Below are 15329 nucleotides of genomic sequence, written 5' to 3' on the forward strand. Positions count from 1 at the left end.
GAGGACATGCCTGTGACTCTTCCAAATACACCGTTGACCCATGTGGGAGCCGGGCTTGCCCGCGATGCAGGCGACTCGGTGCATCAGTTGCACCGCAGCGATGCCATCGCAGGCAAGCCAGCTCCCACACAGAGCAGATTTCACTTGGCCTCTGCGTACTGCGCGCTGGCACTGGCCGTGAGCCTGGCCGGTTGCGCCGGCCTGCCCGACCAACGCCTGGCCAACGAAGCCCTCAAGCGCGGCGACACCGTCACCGCGCAGCAGAATTACCAGCAACTGGCAGAACTGGGTTACAGCGAGGCCCAAGTGGGCCTGGCCGATATCCAGGTCGGCACCCGCGACCCGGCGCAAATCAAGCAGGCCGAAGCCACCTACCGTGCAGCGGCAGACACCTCGCCCCGCGCCCAGGCACGCCTCGGCCGCCTGTTGGTGGCCAAGCCCGGCGCCACCGAGGCCGAACACCACGAAGCCGAAAGCCTACTGAAAAAAGCCTTTGCCAATGGCGAAGGCAATACCTTGATCCCGCTGGCAATGCTGTACCTGCAATACCCCCACAGCTTTCCCAACGTGAATGCCCAGCAGCAGATCAGCCAATGGCAGGCAGCCGGTTACCCGGAAGCCGGCCTGGCCCAGGTGCTGCTGTATCGCACCCAGGGTACCTACGACCAGCATCTGGATGACGTGGAGCGCATCTGCAAAGCCGCGCTGAACACCACCGATATCTGCTACGTCGAGCTGGCCACGGTCTATCAGAAAAAACAGCAGCCGGAACAACAGGCCGAACTGCTCAAGCAGATGGAAGCAGGCGTAAGCCGTGGCACCGTCACCGCCCAGCGCGTCGACAGCGTCGCCCGCGTACTCGGCGATGCCACCCTTGGCACCCCGGACGAGAAAACCGCCCAGGCGTTGCTTGAAAAAATCGCCCCCGGCTACCCGGCGTCCTGGGTCAGCCTGGCGCAACTGCTCTACGACTTCCCCGAACTGGGCGACGTCGACCAGATGATGAAGTACTTGGACAACGGCCGCGCCGCCGACCAACCACGCGCCGAATTGTTGCTGGGCAAGCTCTACTACGAAGGCAAGTGGGTGCCCGCCGATGCCAAGGCCGCCGAGGCGCATTTCGAGAAAGCCGTGGGCCGTGAAGTGGCCGCCGATTACTACCTCGGCCAGATCTACCGCCGTGGCTACCTGGGCAAGGTTTACCCGCAAAAAGCCCTGGACCACCTGCTGACCGCAGCGCGCAACGGCCAGAACAGCGCCGACTTCGCCATCGCCCAACTGTTTTCCCAAGGCAAGGGCACCAAGCCCGACCCATTGAACGCCTATGTCTTCAGCCAGTTGGCCAAGGCCCAGGACACGCCAGAAGCCAATGACCTGGCCACCCAGCTCGAAGCGCCGCTGACCCCTGCGCAACGCGCCGAAGGCCAACGCCTGGTGCAACAGGAACTGGCCGCCCGCGGCACCCTGGCCCAAAGCACGCTGCAACTGCACGCCCTGCAAGAAGAAGACGGCGAGGAATCCCTATGAAGCTCAACCCATTCGTCAAGGCCGGCATCGGCCTGTCCTTCGCCCTGCTGTGGTCGTGCCCGACCCTGGCCGCGCTCACCGAAGCCAAGAACTTCGGCCTGGAAGTCAAAGCCACCGCGCAGTCTGAAGATGACCGCGACCTCGGCACCCAGAAAGGCGGCGACGTCAACGGCATCGGTCTGGACCTGCGCCCCTGGATCTACGGCGAAAGCGGCGCGTGGAGCGCCTACGCCATGGGCCAGGCGGTGGTGTCCAGCGACATCATCGAGACCGACACCCTGCAACAGTCGGCCGATGACACCACCGAACAGCAGTCGAGCAACGACGACCGCAAGGCCAAGAAAAACTACTTGGCCCTGCGTGAGTTCTGGGTCGGCTACAGCGGCTTCACGCCATACCCCGGCGAGATCCTCAAGTTCGGCCGCCAGCGCCTGCGCAATGACGACGGCCAATGGCGCGACACCAACATCGAAGCGCTGAACTGGACCTTTGACACCACCTTGCTCAAGGCCAATGTCGGCGCCGCCGAACGCTTCAGTGAATACCGCACGGACCTCAAGGAACTGTCACCGGTCGACAAAGACCGCCAGCACTTCTACGCCGACGCCGCCTACCAGTGGACGCCGGGCCAGTGGATCGGCGTGCGCGGCCACCACACCCACGACGACGGCAAGCTCGACTACGCCGAACCGGGTGTGGCCAGCGACCCGTTGGACAAGCGCGAAAACGGCGACCTGACCTGGCTGGGCATCGAAGCCAACAGCGACGCCTACAACTGGCGCAACACCAACACCGTCAACTACTGGGCCAGCATCACCGGCATGCGCGGCGACCGCGACAAGGTCAACGCCTTGAACGCCGACGGCACGCGCCCCACCAGCGCCAAGCGCAGCGATGACCTGAGCGGCTGGGCCACCGACATCGGCGTGCGCCTGCGCCTGGACCCGCAGTGGCAAGTCGGCGCGGCCTATTCGCGCGCCAGTGCCGAGTACGAGCAGAACGGCCTGCAAAGCAACCGTTCGAACTGGACCGGCACCCAATCGCGCGTGCATCGCTTCGGTGAAGCGTTTCGCGGCGAGATGAACAACATGCAGTCCATGAGCCTGTTCGGTTCCTGGCAGCTGCGCGAGGACTACGACGCCAGCCTGGTGTACCACAAGTTCTGGCGCGTGGACGGCAACAAGCCGGTGGGCAGCAACGGTATCGACGCGGTGCAGAACAACACCGACGACGTCACCGGCGCGATCCTCTCCAGCACCTCCCTGCCCCTTGAAGACGGCAAGAAAGACCTCGGCCAAGAGATGGACCTGGTGGTCACCAAGTACTTCAAGAAAGGCTTGCTGCCTGCGGCGCTGAGCCAGTCGATCGACGAGCCTTCAGCCCTGGTGCGTTTGCGTGCCGGCGTGTTCAAGCCCGGCGATGCCTATGGCAGCCAGGTCGACTCCTACATGCACCGCGCGTTTGTCGACGTGGTCTGGAAATTCTGATGGGAGCCCGCGCCATGAATGCTCAAAGCCTACTCGTCGCGGCAATGCTGATGGCCAGCGCCACAGCGTTCGCCGATACGGCGGCCAAGGCGCCGACCATCGCCAAGGAACTGCAACAGGCCAAGACCTACACCATTTCCAGCCCGCCCACCGCGCCGCTGGAAATGGCCAAGCCGGCGCTGCCCGATCTGTCGGGCTACACCGCGCAGGCCATGGAAAAGAAAATCGTCAAGACCAAGGCGGGCAAAATCAGCATCCGCCGCATGATGCAGGAAGACGCGCTAAAGGACTTTATCGGCGGCGATAACAAGATGGCCGAATGGGTGGTGCGCCAGCATGGCATTCCCCAGGCGATCTTCGTCGACGACGGCTACATGAACCTCAAGGACCTGCTGGGCAAGGTGCCCAAGCAGTACTTCAGCGAAACGTCGCCGGGGGTGTTCCTGGCCAAGTTGCCGATCGTGGTAGGCCGTAAAGGCATCCTCGATATCGACAAAAACACCCAGGAGCTGCGCCTGTCCCAGCAAGCCGGTTCGTTTTTGATCAACGACGGCCAGCTGTTCGTGCGCGATACCAAGGTCACCGGCTGGGATGAAAAAGCCAACGGCCCGGCGCTGTTCAAGTCGGCCAAGGAGTTCCGCCCGTTCCTGCTGGCCTGGGGCGGCACCGAGACCTATATCTCCAAAACCAAGATGGCCAGCTTCGGTTACGCCAACAGTAAGTCGTACGGGGTGAGTATTTCCCAGTACACGCCGAACATGGCCAAAGTGCTCAAGCGCCCTGAGCCGACCGGTTGGATCATCGATTCCGAGTTCTCGGACATGTGGTACGGCTTCTACTGCTACGAGACCACAGGCTTTGTGATCAAGGGCAATACCTACAAAGACAACATCGTCTACGGCATTGACCCCCATGACCGTTCCCACGGCCTGATCATCGCGGACAACACCGTGTACGGCACCAAGAAGAAGCACGGCATCATCATTTCCCGGGAAGTGAACGACAGTTTCATCTTCAACAACCGCAGCTATGACAACAAGCTCTCGGGCCTGGTGATCGACCGTAACAGCGTGAACAACCTGATCGCCGACAACGAGATCTACCGCAACCACACCGACGGCATCACCCTCTATGAGAGCGGTGACAACCTGCTGTGGGGCAACAAGGTGATCAGCAACCGTCGCCACGGGATCCGCGTGCGTAACAGCGTAAACATCAAGCTCTACGAAAACACCTCGATGGCCAACGGGCTGACCGGCGTGTACGGCCACATCAAAGACTTGACCGACACCGACCGCGACATCGCCCTCGACCCGTTCGATGCCAAGGTCTCGCTGATCGTGGTTGGCGGGGAACTGGCGGGTAACGGCAGCGGGCCGCTGTCTATCGACTCGCCGTTGAGTATCGAGCTGTATCGCGTGTCGATGCTGGCGCCGACCAAATCCAGCGGCATCAGCTTCTCCGGCATCCTGGGTGACCGCCAGGAAGAAATTCTCGACCTGCTGGTACGCCAGCAGAAAGCCGTGCTGATCGACCCCGTCGAACGCCAGACCGAATTGCAGGACTGAGGATGACCCTTATGCACCCACACATGATCAAACTGCTGAGCCTCTCGGGTCTGACCCTCGGCCTGCTGGCGGCCAGCCAGGGCTTACGCGCCGATGAGGTCAAAGCCCCAACCTTCACCGCCGAACCGTGCTGCAGCCTGTGCCCGGCCGCCCATGACGCGAAGAACTACACCACGCGCTACCAGCAGAACTTCACTACCCTGGTACAAGCCCAGGGCGACTGGCTGTTCCGTACCCAGGAAGACCTGCGCACCGAGTTCGACACCACCCCGGCCGGCTACAAGCGCATGCAACAGTTGCACGATGCGTTCAAGAGCAAGGGCGTGGAACTGGTGGTGGTCTACCAGCCAACCCGTGGCTTGGTGAACCGCAACAAGCTCAACCCGGCGGAGAAAGCCGCGTTCGACTTCGACAAAGCCCTGGGCAACTACAAGACCATGCTCGGCCGCTTCGCCAAAATGGGCTACGTGGTGCCAGACCTGTCGCCGCTGACCAACGAACAACTGCCGGATGAATTGCCGGCCCACGATTTCTACTTCCGTGGCGACCAGCACTGGACCCCGTACGGCGCCCAGCGCACCGCAAAAATCGTCGCGGCCAAGGTCAAGCAGATGCCGGAATATGCCGAGATTCCCAAGCGTGAATTCGAGACCAAGCGCTCGGGCCGCATGGGCAAGACCGGCACCCTGCACAACATGGCCGGGCAACTGTGTGGCACCAGCTATGCGATCCAGTACATGGACCAGTTCACCACCGAACCCAAGGGCGAAGCCGGTGACGGCGACCTGTTCGGCGATTCGGGCAACCCGCAGATCACCCTGGTGGGCACCAGCCACAGCGGCAAGAACTACAACTTCGCCGGCTTCCTGGAAGAAGAAATCGGTGCCGACATCCTCAACGTCGCCTTCCCCGGCGGTGGCCTGGAAGGTTCGATGCTGCAGTACCTGGGCAGCGATGAATTTCAGAAAAGCCCGCCGAAGATCCTGATCTGGGAATTCTCGCCGCTGTACCGCCTCGACCAGGAAACCATCTACCGCCAGATGATGGCGCTGCTGGACAACGGCTGCGAAGGCAAGACCGCGCAGATGTCGGCGAGCACCACGCTCAAACCCGGCAAAAACGAACTGATGGTCAACAGCGCCAACAAAGACCTGCGCAACGCCAACCACCAAGTGGATATCCGCTTCGCCGATCCGTCGGTGAAAACCTTGCAAGCCACCCTCTGGTACATGAACGGGCGCCACGAGGACATCAAGATCGAGAAACCCGAAACATCCGATACAGACGGGCGTTTCGCCTTTGAACTGCGCACCGATGAAGACTGGGCCTCGCAGAACTTGCTGGCCGTGGAAGTGCAGGGCCCCGAAGCGGGCGCTGCGGCGCAGAAGGTTGAAGCGAAAATTTGCACACGCAACGTATTTCCAAGCGGTGGTCAGCAGACCGCCCAACTCGGGAAGTGAGGTTACCTATGCAAAAGTTATTGCTCCCTGGCCTGCTGGGCCTGGCCATGTTCGCAGGTTCCGTCAATGCGGCGGCGCCGTTGCGTCCGCCCCAGGGCTATTTCGCACCGATCGAAGCGTTCAAGACCGGCGACTTCAAGGAAAACTGCGACGCCATGCCAACGCCCTACACCGGACCGTTGCAGTTTCGCAGCAAGTACGAAGGCTCCGACAAGGCCCGTTCGACCCTGAATGTGCAGTCGGAAAAAGCCTTTCGCGACAGCACCGCCGACATCACCAAGCTGGAAAAAGACACCAGCAAGCGCGTGATGCAGTTCATGCGTGACGGCCGCCCGCAGCAGCTTGAATGCACGCTCAACTGGCTGGTGTCATGGGCCAAGGCCGATGCGTTGATGTCCAAGGACTTCAACCACACCGGCAAGTCCATGCGCAAATGGGCATTGGGCAGCATGGCCTCGGCCTATGTGCGCCTGAAGTTCTCCGAGTCGCAGCCGCTGGCCAAGCACCCGCAGGAAGCCCAGCAGATCGAAGCCTGGTTCAACAAGCTGGCCGACCAGGTGGTGAGCGACTGGGACAACCTGCCCCTGGAAAAAACCAACAACCACTCCTACTGGGCCGCCTGGTCGGTGATGGCAACGTCCATCGCCACCAACCGCCGCGACCTGTTTGATTGGGCGGTGAAGGAATACAAGGTCGGCGTGAACCAGGTCGATGACCAGGGCTTCCTGCCGAACGAATTGAAGCGTCAGCAACGCGCCCTGTCGTACCACAACTACGCGCTGCCGCCGCTGTCGATGATCGCCAGTTTTGCCCTGGTCAACGGCGTGGACCTGCGCCAGGAAAACAACAGCGCGCTCAAGCGCCTGGGTGACAAGGTGCTGGCCGGGGTGAAAGACCCGGACATCTTCGAACAGAAGAACGGCAAAGAGCAGGACATGAAGGACCTCAAGGAGGACATGAAATTTGCCTGGCTTGAGCCCTTCTGCACCCTCTACACCTGCGCCCCGGATGTGATCGAACGCAAGCATGGCATGCAACCGTTCAAGACCTTCCGCCTGGGGGGTGACCTGACCAAGGTCTACGACCCGGCGCATGAAAAAGGCAACAAAGGTTCCTGACAAAGCACTACCTGAACTGTAGGAGCGAGCTTGCTCGCGAAGAACCCATAGGCACCGAGATTTTTCAGGTGCCCAGCGTCATCGTTAACGACCTTCGCGAGCAAGCTCGCTCCTACAGGGGTCGGGTGTGAATGCAATACAGCCTCCCCCGAAATCGTGGGGGGGTTTTGGGGGGGCTCTGGCCCTTGACTGTTGGTTAAACATGGAGAGATCGGGATGGTTTTCTCGTCCAATGTGTTCCTGTTTCTGTTCTTGCCGATCTTCCTCGGCTTGTACTATTTGAGCGGGCAACGCTATCGCAATCTGCTGCTGCTGATTGCCAGCTACGTGTTCTACGCCTGGTGGCGAGTGGACTTCCTGGCGCTGTTCGCGGCCGTCACGCTGTGGAACTACTGGATCGGCCTCAAGGTCGGTGCCGCGGGCGTTCGCACCAAGCCGGCGCAGCGCTGGCTGTTGCTCGGCGTGGCGGTCGACCTGTGCATCCTCGGCTACTTCAAGTACGCCAACTTCGGCGTCGACAGCATCAACGTGATGATGAAGTCGGCAGGCCTGGAGCCGTTCATCCTCACCCACGTGCTGTTGCCGATCGGGATCTCGTTCTACATCTTCGAGTCCATCAGCTACATCATCGACGTGTACCGTGGTGACACGCCGGCAACCCGCAACCTCATCGACTTCGCGGCGTTCGTGGCGATCTTCCCGCACCTGATCGCCGGTCCCGTGCTGCGCTTTCGCGACCTGGCCGACCAGTTCAACAACCGCACCCACACCCTGGATAAATTCTCCGAGGGCTGCACGCGGTTCATGCAGGGTTTCATCAAGAAGGTCTTTATTGCCGACACCCTCGCGGTGGTGGCCGACCATTGCTTCGCCCTGCAAAACCCCACCACAGGCGATGCCTGGCTCGGCGCGCTGGCCTACACAGCGCAACTGTATTTTGACTTCTCCGGCTACAGCGACATGGCCATTGGCTTGGGCTTGATGATGGGTTTCCGCTTCATGGAAAACTTCAAGCAGCCCTACATCAGCCAGTCGATCACCGAGTTCTGGCGGCGCTGGCACATCAGCCTGTCCACCTGGCTGCGTGACTACCTGTACATCACCCTGGGCGGCAACCGCAAAGGCACGCTGACCACCTACCGCAACCTGTTCCTGACCATGCTGCTCGGTGGCCTGTGGCACGGCGCCAACATCACCTACATCGTGTGGGGTGCCTGGCACGGCATGTGGCTGGCGATTGAAAAAGCCATCGGCCTGAACACCGCGCCGCGCAGTTTCAATGTGTTGCGCTGGGCCTTCACCTTCCTGCTGGTGGTGATGGGCTGGGTGATCTTCCGCGCCGAAAACCTGCACGTCGCCGGGCGTATGTACGGTGCGATGTTCAGCTTTGGCGAATGGTCGCTGTCGGAACTCAACCGCGCCAACCTCACCGGCCTGCAAGTGGCAACCCTGGTGGTGGCCTATGCAACGTTGGCGTTCTTCGGCCTGCGCGACTTCTACACCAACCGCCCTGCCGACAAGACCAAGCCAGCCGACCCGAGCCTGATCAAGGCCGTACCCGGCGACAACCCTGGCAGCATCCACGAGCCCGGTTTCAGCGTGGGCCGTGACGCTGCCGTGCAACCGGCCTACTGGACCGCTGACTGGCCACGCTACGCCATGCGCGGCGCGGTGCTGCTGCTGTTCGTGGCGTCGATTCTCAAACTGTCGGCGCAGAGTTTCTCGCCGTTCCTTTACTTCCAATTCTGAGGGAGCCGACCATGACCCGTTCATTACGCGTCCTCTACATAAGCCTGTTCTTGGTGCTGTTGCTGGCACTTGGCGCCTGGTCGCTGCGCAGCTTCTTTGGCTTCAGCACCAACGCCGATGCCACCGTGCTTAATGGTCGCTGGACCAAAGCCGTCGAGACCCACTACGACGACGAGTTCCCGATCAAGCGTCTGGGCACCAACCTGTGGGCGGCGCTGGACTACAAGCTGTTCAATGAAGGCCGTCCTGGCGTGGTGCTGGGCCGTGATCACTGGTTGTACAGCGACGAGGAATTCAACCCAGCCGTCAACGAGGACCAGAACCTGCAAGGCAACTACGCGCTGGTCGAAGGCGTGCGCCAGAAGCTCAAGGCCCAGGGTATCCAACTGGTGATGGCGATCGTGCCGGCCAAGGTGCGCCTGTATCCGGAGCATCTGGGTGAAGTAAAACCGGCCAGCGTGCACGCCAATCTGTACCAGGATTTCCACGCCCGAGTGGCTGCCGATAACATCCCGGCTCCGGACCTGCTTGGCCCGCTGCAACAGGCCAAGCTGAGTGGCAAGCAAGTGTTCCTGCGCACCGACACCCACTGGACCCCAGACGGTGCCGAAGTCGCCGCCAAGCAATTGGCCAAGGCGATTGCCGACAAGACCCCATTGAGCGGCGAGCCGCAGCGCTTTGTCACCGAAGCCGAGAAAACCGAGCCGCATAAAGGCGACTTGCGTTTGTTCCTGCCCCTGGACCCGCTGTTCGAAAACCTGATGCCGCCTAAAGAGCCGCTGGAAAAACGCGTCACCCACCTGGCCGAAGAGAAAGGTGACGACGCGCTGTTCAGCGACAGCGAAACCCCGGTGGCATTGGTGGGCACCAGCTACAGCGCCAACCCCAACTGGAACTTCGTCGGTGCGCTCAAGCAAGCCTTGCACAGCGACGTGGTCAGCTACGCCGAAGACGGCCACGGCCCGATCCTGCCGATGCTCAGCTACCTCAAAAGTGATGACTTCAAGAACAGCCCGCCGCAGGTGCTGATCTGGGAGTTTCCTGAACGTTATCTGCCCGTTAACAACGAAATCGGTGATGCCGACCCGGCCTGGGTTGCGCAGCTTAAACAAGCCGGTTCGCGCCAACAGAACATGGCAATCAACACATCTAAATCCGAGACGCCCGACCGGGCGCAAAACTGAAAGAGAGGTAACTCACAATGACTTTCACTACTACTCCTCGTCGTCTCGCTAAAACCCTGGCTATCGCTGCGGGCCTGAGCGTCGTATCCCTGTCGGCCTTCGCTGGCGGTGACGCCGCCCTGTACGGCCCGACTGCGCCAAAAGGCTCCAGCTTTGTGCGTATCTACAACGCCAGTAATCAGGAAGTCAGCGCCACCGTTGGCAGCACCAACCTCAGCGACGTTGCGCCACTGGCCAGCAGCGACTTCAGCTTCATGCCCGGCGGTGACTACAGCGCCAAGGTCGGCAGCCAGACCCTGCCGGTCAAGCTGGCCGCCGACCACTACTACACCCTGGTCAACAGCGGCAGCGGCCAGCCGCAGTTGATCGAAGAACCGCCGTTCAAGAACAAGCAAAAATCCCTGGTGCGCGTACAGAACCTCAGCGACAAGGCCCTGACCTTGAAGACTGCCGACGGCAAGACCGATGTGGTCAAGTCGGTGGCCGCCAAGGGCCGTGGCGAGCGTGAGATCAACCCGGTGAAAGTGAGCCTGGCGTTGTATGACGGTGACAAGAAAGTCGGCGATGTGAAGCCGGTTGCGTTGGAACGCGGTGAAGCGGCGGTGCTGTATGTCACCGGTTCTGGTTCAAGCCTGTCGCCAGTGTGGGTGAAACGCCCAGTGTCGACCCGCTAACTATTTCCCGGACTGAACGCCCCCCCACTGTAGGAGCGAGCTTGCTCGCGAAAATCGCCAACGATGACGCGGGCATTCTGGATGAACGCGTTGACTGGAAGTGCTTCGCGAGCAAGCTCGCTCCTACAGGGGGCAGGGCTTTCAGTTCGGACCGAGACAAAAACAAGAGTGAAACGACAAACCTTCGTAGCTCTGACCCAAACTGATTCAAGGAGAAACACCCATGATCCCAGTAATCCTTTCCGGTGGTAGCGGCTCACGTCTTTGGCCGCTTTCCCGCAAACAGTTCCCCAAGCAGTTCCTGGCTCTGACCGGCGAGCACACCTTGTTCCAGCAAACCCTGGAGCGCCTGGTGTTCGAAGGCATGGACGCCCCCATCGTGGTCTGCAACAAAGACCACCGTTTCATCGTCAACGAGCAACTGAGCGCGCGTAAGCTCGACTGCCAACGCATCCTGATGGAGCCTTTCGGCCGCAACACTGCGCCGGCCGTGGCCCTGACCGCGATGATGCTGGTCAACGAAGGCCGTGACGACTTGATGCTGGTGCTGCCCGCCGACCACGTGATCGACGACCAGAAAGCCCTGCAACGCGCCCTGGCCCTGGCCACCGTGGCCGCCGAGCGTGGCGAGATGGTGCTGTTCGGCGTGCCGGCCACCCGCCCGGAAACCGGCTACGGCTACATCAAGTCCACCAACGACTCGTTGCTGCCCGAAGGCGTGAGCCGCGTGCAGCAGTTCGTGGAAAAACCCGATGAAAAACGTGCGGTCGAGTTCGTCAAAAGCGGCGGCTACTTCTGGAACAGCGGCATGTTCCTGTTCCGCGCCAGCCGCTTCCTCGAAGAGCTGAAAAAGCATGATCCGGACATCTACGACACCTGCGTGCTGACCCTGGAGCGCAGCGAGCAGACCGCCGACACCGTGACCTTCGACGACGCCACCTTCGCCTGCTGCCCGGACAACTCCATCGACTACGCCGTGATGGAAAAAACCCAACGCGCTTGCGTCGTGCCATTGGCCGCCGGTTGGAGCGACGTGGGCTGCTGGGCCTCGCTGTGGGCGGTCAACGATAAAGACGCCAACGGCAACGTGAGCAAAGGCGACGTGGTGATCCAGGACAGCCGCAACTGCATGGTGCACGGCAACGGCAAACTGGTGTCGGTGATCGGCCTGGATAACATCGTGGTGGTGGAAACCAAGGACGCGATGATGATTGCCCACAAGGACAAGGTCCAGGGCGTCAAGCAGATGGTCAACACCCTCAACGAGCAAGGCCGCAGCGAAACCCAGAACCACTGCGAAGTCTATCGCCCGTGGGGCTCCTACGACTCGGTGGACATGGGCGGGCGCTTCCAGGTCAAGCACATCTCGGTCAAGCCGGGCGCGTGCCTGTCGCTGCAGATGCACCACCACCGCGCCGAACACTGGATCGTGGTCAGCGGCACTGCCGAAGTCACCTGTGACGAGAACGTGTTCCTGCTTTGCGAAAACCAGTCCACCTACATCCCGATCGCCTCGGTGCACCGCCTGCGCAACCCGGGCAAGATCCCGCTGGAGATCATCGAGGTGCAATCGGGCAGCTACTTGGGCGAGGACGATATCGAGCGCTTCGAAGATATCTACGGTCGCTCGACACCGGTTGAACGTGGCGTATCGGTGAAAACTATCGCGCAGTAAAACAGTCGTACAAGAAGCCCTCGCCCAGCCCATTGCGTCCCCTATCCGCAGTGGGTTGGGTGGGGGCTTTTTTTTGGGGTTTGTGGTGCCTTTACAGGCCTCATCGCAGCATCAGTATCTACACAACTCTGTAGCGCTCAACGGTAACCACGATGCGAAGCGAGCCGCTCTTGATCTTGATCTTAGGCGCCCCGTTAAACCACGCTGGCCGGAATTCGACAGGGATTTGGGGGGTAAACCGGCAGGGATGCCGGTTTAGCCGCCCCGCGCCATGGATGGCGCGTGGCGGCGCCCCCCCAAATCGCTGGCGGATTACGGGCACACCGAGCCTAAGCGAGGTGCCGAGTGGTGGGGCAAGAGCCTTTTGCTTACTTTTGGGCTCTTTTCAAAAGTGAGCCGCCGTCAGGGCGGAACCCTAAGTGGCCGTTACCGCAGCAATGGATATGTACACAATCCAACTGTGTTGACTGTCAGGCCGCCTTCGCGAGCAAGCCCGCTCCCACAGTTGGATCGCGGGGCATCAGGTAGATAAGTGTCGGCTGCCAGGCCGTCATCGCAGGCAAGCCAGCTCCCACAGTTGACCGCGTACCCACTTTAGAATGCGGTCGAATGTGGGAGCTGGCTTGCCTGCGATAGCGTCCGCCCGGCCAACACAATGCTCAAGGTAACCAATCCCACCTAAGCTTAAGTTAGGATGCTGGTTCCCTACTCGAGGTGGTCTCCATGTTCTTCGGCGTTCTCCTGATCATCACCTGGCTGGTCCTGCTGCTGCGCTACCCCGCCAAGGCGCTGCCGGTATCGTTGGCCGCTGCCGTCGGCCTGGGGTTTGTCGCAGTGTGGGTGGTATGGCTGGACAACCGCGAAGCGTCGCAACTGGCGCGCCTTGAGCTGCGCATCACCTACGCGCCGCAAGACTGCCCCGCCGACCGACCGCTCAAACTGACCCTCAACAACGGCAACGACGTACCGCTCACCGAACTGCGCTGGCGCGTCGCTGCCTATGCACCGGGCGATACGGTCAACCTGGCCGACAATGTCTACGCCGCCCCGCGCTATCGTGGCCCCGGCGAGTTGCAGGCAGGTGCCACCTGGGATGACTGCCTGCCCACCCCGCCGCTGCGCCCTGGCTATCGCCCACAAACCCTGGAATTTCGCGCCGAGCACCTGCAAGGCAGTTTCTCGGACTGACAAAGGATGGACCCATGCCCAATGTACTGATCACCGGTTGCTCCAGCGGCATCGGCCGCGCCCTCGCCGATGCATTCAAAGCCGCAGGCTTTGAGGTATGGGCCAGCGCCCGCCAACCCGATGACGTCGCCGCGCTTACCGCCGCAGGCTTTAATGCCCTACAACTGGACGTCAACGACAGCGCCGCCCTGCAACGCTTGTCGGAGCAGTGGGGCGAGGTGGATGTACTGATCAACAACGCCGGCTACGGCGCCATGGGCCCATTGCTCGACGGCGGCACCGAGGCGATGCAGCGCCAATTTGAGACCAATGTGTTTTCCATCGTCGGCGTGACCCAGGCGCTGTTTCCGGCCTTGCGTCGCAGCAAGGGCCTGGTGGTGAATATCGGCAGCGTTTCCGGCGTATTGGTGACGCCGTTCGCCGGCGCCTACTGCGCGTCCAAAGCCGCTGTGCATGCGTTGAGCGACGCCCTGCGCATGGAGCTTGCACCGTTTGGCGTGCGCGTGATGGAAGTCCAGCCGGGTGCGATCAATACCAGTTTTGCAAAGAATGCCGGCGCCCAGGCCGAATTGCTGATCCACGAGCAGTCGCCATGGTGGCCATTGCGCGAGGGCATTCGTGCACGCAGCCAGGCGTCCCAGGACAAACCCACTCCAGCCAGTGAATTTGCCGCAGACGTGCTCAAGGCGGTGCAGCAAGGACAACCACCGCGCCTGCTGCGCTCGGGCAACGGCAGCCGAGCGCTGCCGTTGATGGCGGCGCTGTTGCCCAAGGGGCTGTTGGAGAAGGTGTTGAAGAAGCGCTTTGGCCTGGGCGGTACGCTCTAACGCTTCATGAAATCAATAAACGCCCGCACCTTCAGCGGCAAATGCCGCGTGTCCGGATACATCGCGTAAACCCCTTGCGGGGCAAAACGGTGGTCAGTCAACAGGCGCACCAAGCGTCCCGCGTCCAGATCCTCCTGCACCAACCATTGCGGTAAAACCGCCACACCGTGGCCACGTACCGCAAACGCCTGGAGCACCGCCGCGCTGTCGGCCACCAAGGCTGCCGGGCCGGCTCGATAAGGGTGTTCGAGACCTGCCGGGTCGGTCACCCTCAATTCGCTCAAGCGGCCATGGCCCAGCCTGGGCACCTGCTCTAACTCCTCCAGGGTCTGCAACCCGGCAAACTGCGGCGCCGCGACGGCAAACACCTCGAACGTCGATAACTGCACCGCCCGATGATTGGAGTCCAGCAAGCGCCCCAGCCGTATCGCCACGTCAAAACGCTCGGAGATCAGATCCGCGTGGGTGGAGGATGTGGATAAGTGGATGTTCAGGTCCGGATGCAGGCGCCGAAAGGCTTCCACCGCAGGGCCGACCACAGCCAGGGCATATTCGACGGTGGTAGTGATGCGCAGGGTGCCCTTGAGTTGGGCATGCTCACTGCGGGCCTCTTCTACCGCCAGGCGTGCCTCTTCAAGCATGCGCGTGCAGCGCAGGTAGAAGCGTTCGCCGGCGTCGGTGAGCGCCAGTTGGCGGGTGTTGCGGGTCAGCAGGGTGACGCCGAGTTCCGCCTCCAGGCGCTTGAGGTTGAAGCTGACCACGGCGCGGGTCTGGCCGAGCAGGTCCGCGGCGGCGGTGAGCGAGCCGGCCTCGACCACGGCCTTGAAGGTGTCAAAACGGTCCAGGCTGACCATGGTGGACGCCCTCCTTTG

At 61.5% G+C, this 15329-nt stretch carries 12 protein-coding genes; 11 read left to right on the forward strand and 1 reads right to left on the reverse strand.

Going from position 1 to position 15329, the window contains the following annotated elements; all coding sequences use genetic code 11:
* The first annotated feature begins 6 nt into the window (after positions 1–6).
* The 11 genes from algK to CRN80_RS02795 all read left to right on the forward strand — a co-directional run bounded on the left by algK (position 7) and on the right by CRN80_RS02795 (position 14457).
* A complete protein-coding gene (gene algK, locus CRN80_RS02735; RefSeq protein WP_371861789.1) occupies positions 7–1527 on the forward strand; it encodes an alginate biosynthesis TPR repeat lipoprotein AlgK in 1521 nt (506 codons plus the stop codon).
* Positions 1524–3014, forward strand: coding sequence for an alginate export family protein (locus CRN80_RS02740; RefSeq protein ID WP_032893487.1), 1491 nt, complete (start codon positions 1524–1526; stop codon positions 3012–3014). The genes algK and CRN80_RS02740 overlap by 4 nt, the downstream gene beginning before the upstream one ends.
* Positions 3014–4582 carry a mannuronan 5-epimerase AlgG gene (gene algG, locus CRN80_RS02745; RefSeq protein WP_078802514.1) on the forward strand — a complete coding sequence of 523 codons (1569 nt, stop codon included), beginning with the start codon at positions 3014–3016 and terminating at the stop codon, positions 4580–4582. Before CRN80_RS02740 ends, algG begins: the two co-directional genes overlap by 1 nt.
* An 11-nt stretch (positions 4583–4593) precedes the next feature.
* A complete protein-coding gene (locus CRN80_RS02750; protein ID WP_098952571.1) occupies positions 4594–6042 on the forward strand; it encodes an alginate O-acetyltransferase in 1449 nt (482 codons plus the stop codon).
* Positions 6043–6050: 8 nt separating this feature from the next.
* Positions 6051–7160, forward strand: coding sequence for a mannuronate-specific alginate lyase (locus CRN80_RS02755; RefSeq protein WP_032893490.1), 1110 nt, complete (start codon positions 6051–6053; stop codon positions 7158–7160).
* Positions 7161–7376: 216 nt separating this feature from the next.
* Entirely contained in the window at positions 7377–8909 is a 1533-nt protein-coding gene (locus CRN80_RS02765) for an MBOAT family protein (protein WP_032893491.1), read from the forward strand.
* 11 nt (positions 8910–8920) lie between these two features.
* The gene (locus tag CRN80_RS02770; protein ID WP_032893492.1) at positions 8921–10093 is read left to right on the forward strand and encodes an alginate O-acetyltransferase; all 1173 of its coding nucleotides are present in this window, start codon (positions 8921–8923) and stop codon (positions 10091–10093) included.
* 17 nt (positions 10094–10110) lie between these two features.
* Positions 10111–10767 (forward strand): alginate O-acetyltransferase AlgF, encoded by a 657-nt coding sequence (locus CRN80_RS02775; protein WP_003188726.1) that lies wholly within the window; start codon positions 10111–10113, stop codon positions 10765–10767.
* 223 nt (positions 10768–10990) lie between these two features.
* Positions 10991–12442, forward strand: a complete 1452-nt coding sequence (locus CRN80_RS02780) for a mannose-1-phosphate guanylyltransferase/mannose-6-phosphate isomerase (protein WP_032893494.1) — start codon at positions 10991–10993, stop codon at positions 12440–12442.
* 723 nt (positions 12443–13165) lie between these two features.
* Entirely contained in the window at positions 13166–13630 is a 465-nt protein-coding gene (locus tag CRN80_RS02790) for a hypothetical protein (RefSeq protein ID WP_032893495.1), read from the forward strand.
* A 14-nt stretch (positions 13631–13644) separates the two neighbouring features.
* On the forward strand, positions 13645–14457 hold the full coding sequence (locus tag CRN80_RS02795; protein WP_098949526.1) for an SDR family oxidoreductase: 813 nt from the start codon (positions 13645–13647) through the stop codon (positions 14455–14457).
* Here CRN80_RS02795 and CRN80_RS02800 read toward each other — a convergent pair.
* The gene (locus tag CRN80_RS02800) at positions 14454–15311 is read right to left on the reverse strand and encodes a LysR family transcriptional regulator (protein WP_098949527.1); all 858 of its coding nucleotides are present in this window, start codon (positions 15309–15311) and stop codon (positions 14454–14456) included. The genes CRN80_RS02795 and CRN80_RS02800 overlap by 4 nt on opposite strands.
* Positions 15312–15329 lie beyond the last annotated feature (18 nt).

This window comes from Pseudomonas sp. FDAARGOS_380, from assembly GCF_002591235.1.
Lineage (GTDB): Bacteria > Pseudomonadota > Gammaproteobacteria > Pseudomonadales > Pseudomonadaceae > Aquipseudomonas > Aquipseudomonas salmasensis.